Origin of the sequence: Streptomyces sp. LUP47B, assembly GCF_001746295.1 — a bacterium.
GTDB lineage: Bacteria > Actinomycetota > Actinomycetes > Streptomycetales > Streptomycetaceae > Streptomyces.
Genome location: NZ_MJAH01000009.1, coordinates 50117 through 65847 on the forward strand (window position 1 = coordinate 50117; position 15731 = coordinate 65847).

The following is a 15731-nucleotide window of genomic DNA, read 5'->3' on the forward strand; positions in this document are numbered from 1 at the left end:
GTGGTCAGGTGGCCTGGACGCCCGCGGCCTTCGCGGCCTCGGAATCCGCTACGACAGTACCGCCGGCCTCGTCCACGGTGAGCGCGCCGGTCATGATGGCGACGACCTCCGCCATGGAGTAGTCGGAGGGCTTGATCAGGGCGGCCCGCCGGCCCAGCCGGTGCACATGGATCCGGTCGGCGATCTCGAAGACGTGCGGCATGTTGTGGCTGATCAGGACGACCGGCATGCCCTTGTCCCGGACCCGCCGGATGAGGTCCAGGACCTGTCCGGACTCCTTGACGCCGAGCGCGGCGGTGGGTTCGTCCATGACGACGACACTGCGGGCCCAGGCGACGGAACGGGCGACCGCCACGGCCTGCCGCTGGCCCCCGGAGAGGGTCTCGACCGACTGGGTCAGCGAGCGCAGTCCGATCTTCAGGTCGGCCATGTGCTCGGCGGCCTCCTGGCGCATCCGCTTCTTGTCGAGCATGCGGAAGACGCTGCCGAGGACACCGGGCCGGCGCAGCTCGCGGCCCAGGAACACGTTCGAGGCGATGTCCATCGAGGCGGCCACGGCCAGGTCCTGATAGACGGTCTCGATGCCGTGGGCGCGGGCACTTTGCGGTCCGGAGAACTGGATGGGTTCGCCGTTGAGACGGATCTCGCCCGCGTCGGGCGTCACCGCACCGGTGAGCGCCTTGATGAGGCTGGTCTTTCCGGCGCCGTTGTCGCCGATCACGGCGAGCACCTCGCCGGGCAGCAGGTCGAAGTCGGCGCCGTCGATGGCGGTGACCTGGCCGTAGCGCTTGACGAGACCGCGGGCCTGAAGGATCGGGGTGGGGGAGTCGAGGGCGGTCATCGGGCCTTCTTCCGGGAGATCTGGTCGACGGTCACCGCGAGGATGACCAGGACTCCGGTGATCAGGGTCTGGTAGATCGAGGCGACGCCCATCAGCTGGAGCCCGTTGCGGAAGACCCCGACGATCAGGACGCCGATGAAGGTGCCGAGGACCGAACCGCGGCCTCCGAAGAGGCTGGTGCCGCCGAGGACCACGGCGGTGATGCTGTCGAGGTTGTCGGTCTGTCCGGCCTGCGGGTCGCCGACTCCGGTACGGGAGATGAGGAGCAGGGCGGCGACGCCGTAGAGGAGACCGGCGACGGTGTAGACGCCGATGGTCAGCCGGGAGGTGCGGATGCCGTTCAGCCGCGCGGCTTCCGGGCTGTTGCCCAGGGCGTAGACGTGCCGGCCCCAGCCGGTGCTGCTCAGCGCGTACGCCAGCAGGAGGAACAGGGCGATGGTGACGAGGGAGCCGTAGGTGATGTCGGTGTGGCCCATCGGGAAGGTCTGCCCCAGAGCCGTCAGCGGGCCGGGCAGGTTGGTGACCGTCTGCTCCTCGGAGTAGATGTGGGTCAGCGCGAACGCCACGTTGAGCATGCCGAGCGTGACGATGAACGGCGGCAGCGGGATCTTCTGCACCAGCAGCCCGTTCACCAGACCGAAGCCGCCGCAGACGACCAGGCCCAGCGCGATGGCGACCAGTGGGGGCAGTGAGCCCTCGGCGGCCATCTTGGCGATCACGATGCTGCCGAACGCCATCACCGCGCCGCACGACAGGTCGATGCCCGCGGTGAGGATGATCAGGGTCTGGCCGATGGCGAGGGTGCCGACGACCATGACCTGCTGCACGATCAGCGAGAAGTTCCCGCCGGTGAGGAACTGGTCGGAGGAGACGGCGAAGAAGACACAGGCGAGAAGGAGGGCGACGAGCGGGCCGGTGGTCGGTGCCGTGAGCAGCCTGCGAGCCGTGGTCGGCGCTTTGAGCTCGGCGTACGGCGAGGAGGTGCTCGGAGGCGTGGACGTGGCGGTCATGCGAAGTCCTTGTCGGAAGACAGAAGTCCTGGTGGGACAAGGGGGCGGCCGTCCCCCGGTCGGGGAGGTACGGGGGCGGCCGCCCCGCTTGGGCCCTGTCGTCACATTCCCGTCGTCCGCCCGGAGGGCGGGCCGCACGACGTCTGGCACGCGGCAGGCGGGAATGTGACGACAGGGCCTGGGGGGAGAGGCGAAGTCGTACGTCCGCTGGAGCCGGACTCAGCCCCAGCAGTTCTCCAGACCGAAGGCGGTGTCCTTGGACGTGACGCCCGTCTGGGCCTTGTCGGTGATCAGGGTGACGCCGGTGTCGGTGTAACCGGACACCTTCTTGCCGCCCTTGGCGTACGTCACGACGGCGTTGACGCCCTCGGCGGCCATCTTCAGCGGGTACTGCTGCGAAGTGGCCGCGATCTTGCCGTCCTTGACGGCCTGGGTGCCGGTGCAGCCGCCGTCGACGGAGACGATCAGTACGTCCTTCTCCCGGCCCTTGGCCTTCAGCGCGGTGTACGCGCCCAGGGCGGCCGGCTCGTTGATCGTGTAGACGAGGTTGATGCCGGGTTCCTTCTGGAGGCAGTTCTCCATCGCCGTCTGGCCCTTGGCCTGGTCGCCGCCCGTGTCCTGGGCGCACGCCACGTCCTTCTCGGTGGCGCCGAAGCCCTTGAGGAACCCGTTGTGCCGCTGGACGCCGACGGAGACGCCGGGCGCGAGGTCGAGGGCGGCGATCTTCGCCGTCTTGCCCTTCATCGCGGCCTTGGCGTACTCGCCGATCAGCTCGCCGGCCTTGAGGTTGTCGGTGGCGAAGAGGGCGTCGACCGCGCTCTCCGGCTCGGTCGGCGTGTCCAGGGCGATGACCAGCACGCCCTTGGCCTTGGCCTTCGCTATCGCGGGCACGATCGCCTTGGAGTCGCTCGGGGTGATCAGGATGCCCTTCACGCCGGCGGCGACCATGTTCTCGATGGCGGTGACCTGACCGGCGTTGTCTCCGTCGAACTTGCCCGCCGCGGTCATGAGCTGGACGCCGTCTTTCTTGGCGGCCTTCTCCGCGCCCTCCTTCATCTTCACGAAGAACGGGTTGGTGTCGGTCTTGGTGATGAGCCCGACCTTCACCGTGCCCGATCCGGAGCTCGTGGAGCCCGATCCGGAGCCGGAACCGCAGGCCGTCAGGGCGAGGGCCGCGACCGAGGTGCACGCGGCGACTCTGAGCAGGGAGGAAGGCACTCGAGGGGTGCGAGACATGAACGACTCCAGCGGGATTGCGGACGAGCGGCGGCATCGGAGCATGCCGTCCCTAGGTGTCATCGTTGACTTATGTCATCGTTGACACTGCCGAGGATGATGACCCCGACTCCCGGCAACGTCAATGCCCCGCGCTCGTCACAAGTCCGCAACGATGAGTTGGCCGCCCGCTTCGTGCCCGAACCGTTGACGGGCCGGCCGCACTGCGCACATCATTCAGGCGGATGTCATCGATGACACAAGTCAGCGATGACATCCGGTCGGCGTCACCGCGACGAACAAGGACACGCACCCGTGAAGAAGACCCTGCTCGCCGAGTTCACCGCCCGTGAGGGTGCGCGGGACGAGGTGGCCCGCATGATCGTGGAGTACGCCGGCAAGGTGCGTGCGGAGGAGGGCAATCTCGCCTTCGACGTCTACACCAAGGCAGCGCACCCACGCGCCTTCTGGATCTTCGAGGTGTACCGGGACGAGGACGCCTTCCAGGCGCACCTGAACGCCCCGTACGGCGGCCCCTTCAACGCCGCGCTCACTCCGCTGATCGAGGAGCCCGCCTCCGTGCTGACGTTCCTCGACCCGGTGGCCTGACGGTGGCCTGACGGGGGGCCGCAGCGCCGGGGACGGGGCGTTGATCCGCCGGTGACGCCGGTGACGCCGGTGACGCCGGTGACGCCGGTGACGCCGGTGTTGTCGGTGTTGTCGGACCGGGTCGGTTCGGTGGCGTCCTCGCGATCCAGTCCTGGTCAGTTGGTCAGATTGGTCAGATTGGTCAGGTTGGTCAGGTTGGTCAGCCGGTCGCGCTCTCGCGGTCACGCCCGTGCGTGGCAGGCCGGCCGCCCCGGGCGAAGAGCTCGGCGAGGGGCAGGCTCGCCGCGCCGACCGTGACCGCGTCCGGGCCGAGCTTGCCCAGGTCGATGGAGACGCGGTCGGCCGGGTGGCGCAGGGCGTACGCGTCGGCGTACCGGCGTACGGCGGGCAGGAAGCGGGTGCCGAGCTGGAGGCCCGCCCAGCCGCCGATCAGGATGCGTTCGGGCTGGAAGAGGTTGACCAGGTCGGACAGTCCCGCGCCGACGTACTCGGCGGTCTCCTCCAGGACGGCGAGGGCCACCGGGTCGGCCTCGGCGCCCTGGGCCGGATGGGCGGCGGCGAGCAGCGCGGCCAGCGCGGTCTCCTCGTCGGCGCCCAGGGGCGGCCGGCCGCCCGCCTCGCGCCAGCGGTCGACGAGTGCTCCCGCGCCCGCGTAGGCCTCCAGGCAGCCCAGGGCACCGCAGCGGCAGCGGCGCCCCCTGACCTGCACGGTCACATGTCCCCACTCCAGGGGGCGGCCGTATTGCACCTCGTCGGTGACCAGACAGGCGCCGATGCCCGAGCCGAAGAGGACGACCACCGCGTTGTGGCAGCCCCGGCCGGCGCCGAACCACAGCTCGGCCTGGCCGAGCGTGCGGGCCCCGTTGTCGATGAAGTACGGGACGGTGTCGGGGAGTTCACAGGTCGAACGCAGCAGGGACTCGAGCGGGACGGCGTCCCAGCCGATCGTCTGGCCGTGCACCACCGCGCCCTGCCCGGGGGTGCGGGCCACGATGCCGGGGACTCCGATGCCGACGCCCAGAAGCTGTTCGGGGGTGATGTCCGTGTCGGCGAGCACCTCGGCGATGCCGTCCCGGATGTGGCCGACGACGACCTCGACGTCGTAGCGGTGATGCTCCAGCGGCCGTTCGGTGCGGGCGAGTTCGGTGAGGGTGAGGTCGAAGAGCTCGACGCGGACGCGGGTCTCGCCGACGTCGACGCCGATCATGTGGCCGCCGGAGGGGGCCACGCGCAGCAGGGTGCGGGGGCGGCCGCCGTCGGACTCGACGGTGCCGGCCTCCTCGACGAGGTGGTCCTCGACCAGTTCCGCGACCACGTTGCTGATGGAGCCGCCGCTCAGGCCGGTGGCCGGGCCCAACTCGAAGCGGCTCATCGGCCCGTCGAAATACAGCCGTCTCAGTACGGCGGCCCGGTTGCCCCGTCGCAGGTCACGCACCGTCCGCCCGTTGTGCCCTGCCATGTGGATCCCTTCCGACGCCGCCCAGACCTGCAAGATACCGCCGCGCCGACCCTTGACGCGACTTTCCTTCGCGTCTTAAATCACGCCATAAATTAACTCCGGGGTGGTGTTCGAGAAGCGAACGCACCCGGAGGCCTCCCCTGGAAGGGACACCAGAGCCATGCGCAGAACCCGAGCCGCGGCCGCCGGTGCGGTCACCGTTTCCCTCATGACTCTCGTGACCGCCTGCGGCGGCGGCTCGTCGACGAGCGGCGGGTCCAACGACTCGCCGAAGACCCTGACCTACTGGGCCTCCAACCAGGGCGCCAGCATCGAGGTCGACAAGAAGGTCCTCCAGCCCGAACTCGACAAGTTCGAGAAGCAGACCGGGATCAAGGTCAAGGTCGAGGTCGTCCCCTGGTCCGACCTGCTCAACCGGATCCTCACCGCGACCACTTCCGGCCAGGGCCCCGACGTCCTCAACATCGGCAACACCTGGAGCGCCTCCCTCCAGGCCACCGGCGCGCTGCTGCCCTGGAACGCCAAGAACTTCGCCGCGATCGGCGGCAAGGACCGCTTCGTCGACTCCGCGCTCGGCTCCACGGGCGCCCAGGGCCAGGACCCGGCCGCGGTCCCGCTCTACTCGATGGCCTACGCCCTCTACTACAACAAGGAGATCTTCGCCGACGCCGGCATCACCGAGCCCCCGGCCACCTGGGCCGAACTGATCGCCGACGGCAAGAAGATCCAGGCCAAGGGCAAGTCCGCGCTCGGCGCGGAGGGCGCGAACCTGTCGGAGAACATCCACCACGTCTTCGTCTTCGCCAAGCAGCACGGCGGCGACTTCTTCACCCCCGACGGCAAGCCCGACTTCACCAACGACAACGTCGTGGCGGCGGTCAAGCAGTACGTCGACCTCATGGCCAAGGACAAGGTCATACCGACCGGCGACGCCGAGTACGCCCAGAACCAGTCGGTGAGCGACTTCGCCAAGGGCAACCAGGCCATGCTGCTGTGGCAGTCCGCGTCCTCCAACCTCAAGTCGCAAGGTATGAGCGAGGACAAGTACGGCATCGCGCCGGTGCCCGTGCAGTCCGGCACCCCGGGCGGCGGAACCCAGGTCAACTCGGCCGTCATGGGCATCAACCTGGCCGTCTTCAAGAACACCGACAACATCGACGGCGCCAAGAAGTTCGTGAAGTTCATGACCGGCGACGCCGAGCAGAAGATCCTCAACACCGCCTACAGCTCCATCCCGCCGGTGAAGAGCGTCCAGGCGGAGAGCGTGTTCAGCTCGGGCCCCAACGAGGTCCTCAAGAACACCCTCGCCACCAGCGCCGCCGCGCTCCCGCAGGTCGCCGACGAGTCGCAGTTCGAGACGGCCGTAGGGACCGCCGTCAAGGACCTGTTCGCCGACGCGGCCGCCGGACGCGCGGTCACCACCGGGTCGGTGAAGGCGGCGCTGGAGAAGGCCCAGCAGCAGATGCCGGCGAAGTGAGCGCGATGACCACCACCGCGCCCGCGGAGGCCGCCGTGCACCACAACCCTTCCGGGGCGGCGCACCCAGGTCCCCGCCGCCGCCCCGGCAGGATCCGCCGCATCGGCCTGCCGTATCTGCTCCTGCTGCCGGCCCTGCTCCTCGAACTCCTGGTCCACCTGGTGCCGATGGTGATCGGCATCGTGATGAGCTTCAAGGAGCTCACGCAGTTCTACATCCGGGACTGGGGCACCGCGCCCTGGTCCGGCCTCGACAACTACCGGGTGTCGGTGGACTTCGACGCACCGGTCGGCGAGGCGCTGCTGCACTCGTTCCTCGTCACGGTGGCCTTCACCCTGCTGTCGGTCGGCCTGTGCTGGCTGATCGGCACGGCGGCCGCGGTCTATCTGCAGGACACCTTCCGCGGCCGGGGCCTGCTGCGCGCCCTGTTCCTGGTGCCGTACGCCCTGCCGGTCTACGCGGCCGTCATCACCTGGGTGTTCATGTTCCAGCACGACAACGGCCTGGTGAACCACGTCCTGCACGACCAGCTCCACCTGACCGACAAGCCGTCCTTCTGGCTCATCGGCGACAACAGCTTCTGGGCGCTGCTGACCGTCTCGGTGTGGAAGGGCTGGCCGTTCGCCTTCCTCATCGTCATGGCCGGACTGCAGAACATCCCGGGCGAGCTGTATGAGGCGGCGGCCCTGGACGGCGCCGGGATGTGGCAGCAGATCCGGCGGATCACGCTCCCGTCCCTGCGGCCCGTCAACCAGGTGCTGATCCTGGTGCTGTTCCTGTGGACGTTCAACGACTTCAACACGCCGTTCGTCCTGTTCGGCAAGTCGGCTCCACAGGCCGCGGACCTGATCTCGGTCCACATCTACCAGGCGTCCTTCGTGACGTGGAACTTCGGCACCGGCTCCGCGATGTCCGTCCTGCTGCTGCTGTTCCTGCTCGTGGTGACGGGCGTCTACCTCCTGCTGACCTCCCGGGGAAGGAAGCCGGCCGATGTCTAGCCCCCGCTCGCCCATGGCACCGCCGCGCTCGTTCTTCTGGTCCCGGCGGATCTTCCTCACCCTGCTCACCGGCTTCGTCCTGGTGCCGGTCTACGTGATGGTCTCCAGCTCACTGAAGCCGCTGGCGGACGTGACGGGTGAGTTCCGCTGGCTGCCGAGCCGGTTGACCATCCGGCCGTACATCGACATCTGGTCGACGATCCCGCTCGCGCGGTACTTCGTGAACTCGCTGATCGTGGCGGGCGCGGCGACCGTCTGCTCGGTGGTGATCGCGGTGTTCGCCGCGTACGCCGTCAGCCGCTACGAGTTCCGCGGCAAGCGCGTCTTCACGGTCACCGTGCTGTCCACGCAGATGTTTCCCGGGATCCTCTTCCTCCTCCCCCTCTTCCTGATCTACGTCAACATCGGCAACGCCACCGGAATCGCCCTGTTCGGCTCGCGGGGCGGGCTGATCCTGACGTATCTGACCTTCTCCCTGCCGTTCTCGATCTGGATGCTGATCGGGTACTTCGACTCGGTGCCGCGCGATCTGGACGAGGCCGCGCTGGTGGACGGCTGCGGGCCGTTCGGCGCGCTCTTCCGGGTCGTGGTGCCGGCCGCGATCCCGGGGATCGTCGCGGTCGCCGTCTACGCCTTCATGACCGCCTGGGGCGAGGTGCTCTTCGCGTCCGTGATGACCAACGACGCCACCCGCACGCTCGCCGTCGGCCTCCAGGGCTACTCCACGCTCAACAACGTGTACTGGAACCAGATCATGGCCGCCTCGCTGGTGGTGAGCGTCCCCGTGGTCGCCGGGTTCCTGCTGCTCCAGCGCTATCTCGTCGCCGGGCTGACGGCGGGCTCCGTCAAGTGACCGACCGTGAAAGGACTTTCGTGAGCATCGACCTCTCCGCACTCCCGCACGACTTCCTGTGGGGCACGGCCACGGCGGCCTACCAGATCGAGGGAGCCGTGGCGGAGGACGGCCGTTCGCCGTCGATCTGGGACACCTTCTCGCACACCCCCGGCAAGGTCGCGGGCGGCGACACCGGCGACGTGGCCTGCGACCACTACCACCGCTGGCGCGAGGACATCGACCTGATGCGCCGGCTCGGCACCAACGCCTACCGGCTGTCCATCGCCTGGCCGCGCGTGATGCCGGGAGGGGACGGCCCGGTCAACCCCAAGGGCCTCGACTTCTACGACGAGTTGATCGACGCCCTGCTGGCCGCCGGCATCACCCCGTCCGTCACCCTCTACCACTGGGACCTGCCCCAGGTGCTCCAGGACCGCGGCGGCTGGCCCGCACGCGACACCGCGGAGCACTTCGCGGCGTACGCCTCGGTCGTGGCCGGGCGACTGGGCGACCGGGTGCACCACTGGGCCACGCTCAACGAACCCCTGTGCTCGGCCTGGATCGGCCACTTGGAGGGGAAGATGGCCCCCGGCCTGACCGACCTCACGGCCGCCGTCCGCGCCTCCTACCACCTCCTCCTCGGCCACGGCCTGGCCACCCGCGCGATCCGCGCCGCGTCCCCGTCCGCACAGGTCGGCATCGTCACCAACCTCTCGACGATCCACGCGGCCACCGATGCCCCGGAAGACCTCGCCGCCGCCCGCCGCATGGACGGCCACACCAACCGCTGGTGGCTCGACCCGATCCACGGCCGCGGCTTCCCGGCGGACATGCGCGAGGTCTACGGCGTCGAACTCCCCGAGAAGCCGGGCGACTCGGCGGCGATCGCGGCACCCCTGGACTGGCTCGGCCTCAACTACTACATGCCGGTCACCGTCGCCGACGACCCCACCGGACCCGCCCCACGGGCCCGCCAGGTCTCCCGCCCCGGCGTGCCCCGCACCGGCATGGACTGGGAGATCGACGCCAACGGCATCGAGACCCTCCTGCTCCGCCTCACGCACGAGTACGGCGCCCGCAAGCTCTACGTCACCGAGAACGGCTCCGCCTACCCCGACGTCGTACGCCCCGACGGCACGATCGACGACCCGGAACGCCAGGAGTACCTGACCGACCACCTGGCCGCCTGCGCCACCGCCGCCCGCAAGGGCGCCCCCCTGGCCGGCTACTTCGCCTGGTCCCTGCTGGACAACTTCGAGTGGGCCTACGGCTACGACAAGCGCTTCGGCCTGGTCCACGTCGACTACGAGTCTCAGCGGCGCACGATCAAGGGCACGGGGCATCGGTACGCGGACATCATCCGGGCGCATGCGGAAAGGGGGCGCAAGGCGGCTTGAGCGGGCCCGGCCCCTGTCCCCTCACGCCTCGTCGGCGCGGCGGGGCAGGGCTTTTCCGGCCCCGACACCCGGTCCAGCCCGTAGCGGCGCGGCTCCGCGAGCATGACGTCGACGCCGACGGTGATGATGCCGGGGATCTTCGCCAACTCGTCGTGGATGAACCGGGCCAGGGCAGAGAGGTCGGTGACCAGAGCGGTGGCGAGTACGGACATGTCGCCGGCCAGTCTCACCGGGGGCGACGCGTAGCCGGAAACCGAGCCATTCCGACACAATCTCCAGGCGTGGCCTGACCCACTGCTCGTCCAGGACCCGGCGGTCCACCGCGCATCTGCCGCGCGGCCGATGCTCGCGGCGGAGGCCCGGCCGTCCCGCAGCAGCAGCCCGACCACGGTTCGTTCGGACTTGCTCAGGGGCTTGGTGGGGGTTACGCGACCGCCGTGGCCTCCGGCTGCGCGTCGGTGAACTTCAGCAGCTCGGCGCGTTCGGTGCCGGACAGGAACCGCGGGTCCCAGGTGATGCCCCGGCGCAGGGCGCTGAGCGCCGGCAGGGCGTTGACGCGGCGGACCCCGGCCACGGAGAACATCCGGTCGATCGCCTCGCTGCCGGCCGCCTCGGAGGGGGCCTGCACGACGGCGTACAGCGGATAGTTGCCGGAGATCTGCGCCAGGAGCTGGAGGTGGGGCAGGTCACGCAGCCGGTCGCGGTGCACACCCGACGGCCTCACCGGAACATGAAAAGGACGGGGTCCGAAAAACCCCGCCCGCACACCATGAAAACCGAGGTCACGGCCACACAAGGCAGTACGGCTGATGCCCCGCCTCGTGCAGCCGGTGGCTGAAGTCCTGCCACTCGTGCAGCAGTTGGTACACGTTGAACGCGTCCCTCGGGCCGCCCCGGTCCGGGACCGTCGACCAGATGAACGCCGCCGCGCCGACCGCTTCCTCGCCTATGCCGCGCAGTGGGTCCACGACCGTCATGGGGAGTTTGACCACCGCGTAGTCGGGGTGCAGGACGACCAGTTCGAGCGGGGGGACCTTGTGCAGGGGGACGCCTTCGATGCCGGTGAGGACCATCGCCGCCATGGTCTCCGGCTTGATCTTGGTGAACATGCCGTTCATGCCGAGCTCGTCGCCGCCGAGTTCCTCGGGGCGCATCGAGATCGGGACGCGGGCCGCGGTCGCGCCGTCGGGCGCGCCGAAGTACTTGTACGTCACCCCCACCCGACCACCATTCCTGCTTCCCGCCCTCAACGGATCGATCCGACGTTCGATACGTCGCTCGTCGCGTTCCGACTCATCCGGGGTGCCCGCGGCGCCCGAGGCGCCCCGCCCCTGACGTGTCTCGGCCGCTTCCTCCGCCTCGCGTCGGTGCCTTCCCCGCCGGGCACGTCGAGGACCCAGGTCATCAGTCCCCTCGCCCAGTCCGCCACCGCGATGCATATCTCCACCCGACTGCTTTTCTAGGACGCGCGACCCCCGCCGCGCAACCCGATCATCGTGTCAGTGACCTCCCCCACGGCCGCCCGCCGAAACGTGCGCTGAAACACCTGTCCGCAGGATCTTCGCAGCCCCTGAACAAACGGCTGCCTGCCATCGTCCCCGTGAGCTGTGTGTATCTGCGTCCAGTTTCGCAGATCGTCGGGGGCCGGGGGCTTTCGAGACCTGGCCTACCCTGAGGTAGTCACCGGCAATGGAGTCCGAGAAAAGCCGAACACACCGGAGAAGGTCGGAGTAGTCGCAGGATATGAGTGAATTGCCCTATTCGTACGATGCGCCTGTCTCGCAGGCCCTGTTCGACCGTGCGTCCGCCGTCACACCCGGCGGCGTGAACTCCCCGGTCCGCGCCTTCCGTGCCGTGGGCGGCACCCCCCGCTTCATGGCCTCCGGCACCGGGCCCTACCTGACCGACGCCGACGGCCGCGAGTACGTCGACCTCGTCTGCTCCTGGGGCCCCATGATCCTCGGGCACTCCCACCCCGAGGTGATCGCCGCCGTCCAGGAGGCGGTGTCGAAGGGCACCTCCTTCGGCACCCCCGGTGAGGGCGAGGTCGCGCTCGCCGAGGAGATGGTCGCCCGCGTCGAACCGCTGGAGCAGGTGCGGCTCGTCTCCAGCGGGACCGAGGCCACCATGTCCGCGATCCGGCTGGCCCGCGGCTTCACCCGGCGCACCAAGGTCATCAAGTTCGCCGGGTGTTACCACGGTCACGTCGACTCGCTGCTGGCCGCGGCCGGCAGCGGTGTGGCCACCTTCGCGCTTCCCGACACCCCGGGCGTCACCGGTGCCCAGGCCGGCGACACGATCGTTCTGCCGTACAACGACCTCGAAGCCGTCCACGAGGCCTTCCACCGGCACCCCGGCGAGATCGCCTGTGTGATCACCGAGGCCTCGCCCGGCAACATGGGCGTCGTGCCGCCGCTGCCCGGCTTCAACCAGGGGCTGAAGGACGCCTGCGCGCAGAACGGCGCCCTCTACGTCTCCGACGAGGTCATGACCGGGTTCCGGACCAGCCGCAGTGGCTGGTACGGCATCGACGGGGTCAAGCCCGATCTCATGACCTTCGGCAAGGTGATGGGCGGCGGCTTCCCCGCCGCTGCCTTCGGCGGCCGGAAGGACGTCATGGCCCACCTCGCCCCCGCCGGGCCCGTCTACCAGGCCGGCACCCTCTCCGGGAACCCCGTCGCCACCGCCGCCGGCCTCGCCCAGCTGCGGCTGCTCGACGACGCCGCCTACGTCAGGATCGACGCCGTCTCCGAGCAGATCCGCTCGCTGGTCTCCGAGGCGCTCGGCAAGGAAGGCGTCGCGCACACCGTGCAGAACGCCTCCAACATGTTCTCGGTGTTCTTCACCGACCGGCCGGTGCGCAGCTATGAGGACGCCAAGACGCAGGAGTCCTTCCGGTTCACCGCCTTCTTCCACTCCCTTCTGGAGAACGGCGTCTACCTGCCGCCGTCCTCCTTCGAGTCGTGGTTCGTGTCCACGGCCCATGACGAGCAGGCGGTTCAGCGGATCGCCGACGCCCTTCCGGCGGCGGCGCGAGCGGCGGCGGAGGCCACGGCAGCATGAGCACCTCGAACAACAGCGACATCACCGTCGTCCACCTCATGCGACACGGTGAGGTCGCCAACCCCGACGGGGTCCTGTACGGCCGTCTCGGCGGGTACCACCTGTCCGAGCTCGGGCGGCAGATGGCCGACCGGGTCGCCGAACACCTCGCCGCCCGGGACGTCACCTACGTCTGTGCCTCCCCGCTGGAGCGGGCGCGGGAGACCGCCACGCCGATCGCCAAGGCGCACGGCCTCGACATCGCGACCGACGAGCGGCTCATCGAGGCCGAGAACGTCTTCCAGGGCAAGACCTTCGGCGTGGGCGACGGGGCGCTGAAGAACCCGGAGAACTGGAAGCACCTCGTCAACCCGTTCAAGCCGTCCTGGGGCGAGCCGTACGTCGACCAGGTCGTCCGGATGAAGGGCGCGCTTGACGCTGCGCGGGACCGGGCGCGGGGGCATGAGGCCGTGCTCGTCAGTCATCAGCTGCCGATCTGGATCGTGCGGTCGTACGTCGAGAAGCGGCGACTGTGGCACGACCCGCGCAAGCGGCAGTGCACGCTCGCCTCGCTCACGTCCTTCACGTACCAGGGCGACAGGATCGTCTCCGTCGGCTACAGCGAGCCCGCGATCGATCTTGTGCCGGTTCATCTCCGGGCGGGCGCCAAGCCGGTGAAGGGTGGCTCCAAGGCGTTCGGGGCGTAGCGCTCCGCGGGAAGCCGAGCAAGAAGGCCGTGGGGAGCTGCGGGTTCGTCGTGGCTGGTCGCGCAGTTCCCCGCGCCCCTGAAGGGCGCGGCAGCGCAGCCCCTCTGTTACCGAATCCGCAAATAGTGCCGGAACCTTCCCCCTCCTCGTCTCCTCTGACTGGGTGACCACCAGGGAACGTGACGAATCGGGGAAGCATGCAGTCTCTCACCCGAAGGGGAGCAATAGGCCTCGGCGCGGGCGCCGCGGCCGCCGTGGGGCTCTCGGGGTGCGGAACCCTCACCGGCTCGGACGGGGTGACCCACACCCCGGGCGCCAAGCCCACGCACGCGCCGACGCCGACGCCGACGGCCCGGCCCATCGGTGACGGCTCCACCTCCTTCACAGGCAAGCAGCCCCGCCAGCCCGGAAAGCCGGTGCCGCTGGAGCCCGGTCAGACCCCGCCGCAGTTCGTGATCTTCTCCTGGGACGGCGCCGGCGAGGTCGGCAACGGCCTCTTCCCGCGCTTCCTCGACCTCGCCAGGAAGCACGACGCGCACATGACCTTCTTCCTCTCCGGGCTGTATCTGCTGCCCGAGTCGAAGAAGCGGCTCTACGACCCCCCGAACAACCCCCGAGGCACCTCGGACATCGGCTACCTCACTGACGAGCACGTCAAGGCGACCCTCACCAACGTCCGCCGGGCCTGGCTCGAAGGGCACGAGATAGGCACGCACTTCAACGGTCACTTCTGCTCCGGCTACGGCACCGTGGGCAACTGGGCACCGGCGCAGTGGCGCTCGGAGATCGCGCAGGCGAAAGCTTTCGTCAAGGAGTGGCGCACCAACACCGGCTGGACCGACCTGCCCGCCCTGCCCTTCGACTACGAGAAGGAACTCGTCGGCGGCCGCACCCCCTGTCTGCTCGGCCAGGACAACCTGCTGCCCACCGCCCGCGAGCTCGGCTGGCGCTACGACGCCTCCTCACCCGGCGGAACCCAGGTCTGGCCCGAGAAGAAGAACGGCATCTGGGACCTGCCCCTGCAGGCGATACCTTTCCCCGGCCACAGCTTCGAGGTCCTGTCCATGGACTACAACATGCTCGCCAACCAGTCGATCAACTCGACCAACGCGCCCGCCTACAACTACCCGGCCTGGCGCGAGCAGTCCGCCGGCGCCTACATCTCCGGTTTCAAGCGGGCCTACGAGACCAACCGCGCCCCCTTCTTCGTCGGCAACCACTTCGAGCACTGGAACGGCGGCATCTACATGGACGCCGTCGAGCGGGCCCTCACCCACATCGCGCGGGAGAAGGAGAAGGGCGCGGACATTCGCCTGGTCTCCTTCCGGCAGTTCGTCGACTGGATGGACGTCCAGAAGCCGGAGATCCTCGCCAAGCTCCGTACGCTCGACGTCGGCCAGGAGCCCGTGGGCGGCTGGCACGGATTCCTCAAGGACCCCTCGGCGACCTCGTCGAACGCCGCCTGAAATGCGGGTTTCCGCCCGCAAGGGGGGTGCGCAAGATCCCCAGAACGGGCATGCGAAACTTTTCACATGAGTGCCGCCAGCCGTAGCCGCTCCCGAGTCCGTACCACCCTGCTCAGCGCGGGTGCCGCAGCCGCAGCGCTGACCCTGTCCGCCTGCAGTTCGGGCGGCACCTCGGGCGGAGGCGGCGACACCAACTTCATCATGGGCGCGGACGGCATCTCCACCGCCGAGCAGGGCGACCGGGGCACCGCCCCCGACCTGTCCGGCAAGACCGTCGACGGGGGACAGCTCGACGTCGCCGACTACAAGGGCAAGGTCGTCGTCCTCAACATGTGGGGTTCCTGGTGCGCCCCCTGCCGGGCCGAGGCACCCAACCTCGAGGCCGTCTACAAGGACCTCAAGGCGAAGGACGTGCAGTTCGTCGGGGTCAACACCCGCGACACCAGCGTCCAGAACGCCCGCGCTTTCGAGAAGGACATGGGCATCACCTTCCCCAGCCTGTACGACCCGACGGGCAAGCTGATGCTCCGCTTCTCCAAGGGCACCCTCAACCCGCAGGCGGTGCCCTCCACGCTCGTCATCGACCGGGACGGGAAGATCGCCGCCCGCTCCCTGGCCGCGCTCAGCGAGAGCAAGCTGCGCAAGATGATCAACCCGGTCCTCGCGGAGAAGTGA

General features: G+C 69.2%; 14 protein-coding genes and 1 pseudogene. 9 read left to right on the plus strand and 6 right to left on the minus strand.

Annotation, left to right across the window (positions count from 1 at the left end; genetic code table 11):
- Positions 1–4: 4 nt before the first annotated feature.
- The 3 genes from BFN33_RS26470 to BFN33_RS26480 all read right to left on the minus strand — a co-directional run bounded on the left by BFN33_RS26470 (position 5) and on the right by BFN33_RS26480 (position 3087).
- Entirely contained in the window at positions 5–841 is an 837-nt protein-coding gene (locus BFN33_RS26470; RefSeq protein WP_020120685.1) for an ATP-binding cassette domain-containing protein, read from the minus strand.
- Positions 838–1851, minus strand: coding sequence for an ABC transporter permease (locus BFN33_RS26475; protein WP_059205048.1), 1014 nt, complete (start codon positions 1849–1851; stop codon positions 838–840). The genes BFN33_RS26470 and BFN33_RS26475 overlap by 4 nt, the downstream gene beginning before the upstream one ends.
- 219 nt (positions 1852–2070) lie before the next feature.
- Entirely contained in the window at positions 2071–3087 is a 1017-nt protein-coding gene (locus BFN33_RS26480) for a sugar ABC transporter substrate-binding protein (protein WP_069762676.1), read from the minus strand.
- Positions 3088–3381: 294 nt separating this feature from the next.
- Between BFN33_RS26480 and BFN33_RS26485 the strand changes: the two genes are divergently transcribed.
- Positions 3382–3675 (plus strand): putative quinol monooxygenase, encoded by a 294-nt coding sequence (locus tag BFN33_RS26485; protein WP_069762677.1) that lies wholly within the window; start codon positions 3382–3384, stop codon positions 3673–3675.
- Between the two features lie 199 nt (positions 3676–3874).
- Here BFN33_RS26485 and BFN33_RS26490 read toward each other — a convergent pair whose 3' ends face one another.
- Positions 3875–5134 (minus strand): ROK family transcriptional regulator, encoded by a 1260-nt coding sequence (locus tag BFN33_RS26490; protein WP_069762901.1) that lies wholly within the window; start codon positions 5132–5134, stop codon positions 3875–3877.
- A gap of 160 nt (positions 5135–5294) precedes the next feature.
- Between BFN33_RS26490 and BFN33_RS26495 the strand changes: the two genes are divergently transcribed.
- Genes BFN33_RS26495 through BFN33_RS26510 form a run of 4 tightly spaced genes read left to right on the plus strand, consistent with a single transcriptional unit; the run spans position 5295 to position 9841 of the window.
- Positions 5295–6611 (plus strand): sugar ABC transporter substrate-binding protein, encoded by a 1317-nt coding sequence (locus tag BFN33_RS26495; protein ID WP_069762678.1) that lies wholly within the window; start codon positions 5295–5297, stop codon positions 6609–6611.
- A gap of 5 nt (positions 6612–6616) precedes the next feature.
- The gene (locus BFN33_RS26500) at positions 6617–7609 is read left to right on the plus strand and encodes a carbohydrate ABC transporter permease (RefSeq protein WP_069762679.1); all 993 of its coding nucleotides are present in this window, start codon (positions 6617–6619) and stop codon (positions 7607–7609) included.
- A 13-nt stretch (positions 7610–7622) separates the two neighbouring features.
- A complete protein-coding gene (locus BFN33_RS26505; protein ID WP_069762680.1) occupies positions 7623–8462 on the plus strand; it encodes a carbohydrate ABC transporter permease in 840 nt (279 codons plus the stop codon).
- 20 nt (positions 8463–8482) lie between these two features.
- Positions 8483–9841 carry a GH1 family beta-glucosidase gene (locus BFN33_RS26510; RefSeq protein WP_069762681.1) on the plus strand — a complete coding sequence of 453 codons (1359 nt, stop codon included), beginning with the start codon at positions 8483–8485 and terminating at the stop codon, positions 9839–9841.
- Between the two features lie 68 nt (positions 9842–9909).
- Here BFN33_RS26510 and BFN33_RS55600 read toward each other — a convergent pair.
- Both BFN33_RS55600 and BFN33_RS26520 read right to left on the minus strand, forming a co-directional pair.
- Positions 9910–10538 (minus strand): annotated as a pseudogene (locus BFN33_RS55600) (Lrp/AsnC family transcriptional regulator); the annotation flags it as partial.
- Between the two features lie 85 nt (positions 10539–10623).
- Entirely contained in the window at positions 10624–11280 is a 657-nt protein-coding gene (locus tag BFN33_RS26520; protein ID WP_176742475.1) for a hypothetical protein, read from the minus strand.
- Between the two features lie 304 nt (positions 11281–11584).
- Between BFN33_RS26520 and hemL the strand changes: the two genes are divergently transcribed.
- From hemL to BFN33_RS26540, 4 genes are all read left to right on the plus strand, one after another.
- Positions 11585–12904: a glutamate-1-semialdehyde 2,1-aminomutase gene (gene hemL / locus BFN33_RS26525; RefSeq protein ID WP_069762683.1), complete on the plus strand. Its 1320-nt coding sequence runs from the start codon at positions 11585–11587 to the stop codon at positions 12902–12904.
- Positions 12901–13590 (plus strand): histidine phosphatase family protein, encoded by a 690-nt coding sequence (locus BFN33_RS26530; protein WP_069762684.1) that lies wholly within the window; start codon positions 12901–12903, stop codon positions 13588–13590. Before hemL ends, BFN33_RS26530 begins: the two co-directional genes overlap by 4 nt.
- 197 nt (positions 13591–13787) lie before the next feature.
- Complete coding sequence (locus tag BFN33_RS26535; protein WP_069762685.1) at positions 13788–15056, plus strand: hypothetical protein; 1269 nt, start codon at positions 13788–13790, stop codon at positions 15054–15056.
- A 66-nt stretch (positions 15057–15122) separates the two neighbouring features.
- On the plus strand, positions 15123–15731 hold the full coding sequence (locus BFN33_RS26540) for a TlpA disulfide reductase family protein (RefSeq protein ID WP_069762686.1): 609 nt from the start codon (positions 15123–15125) through the stop codon (positions 15729–15731).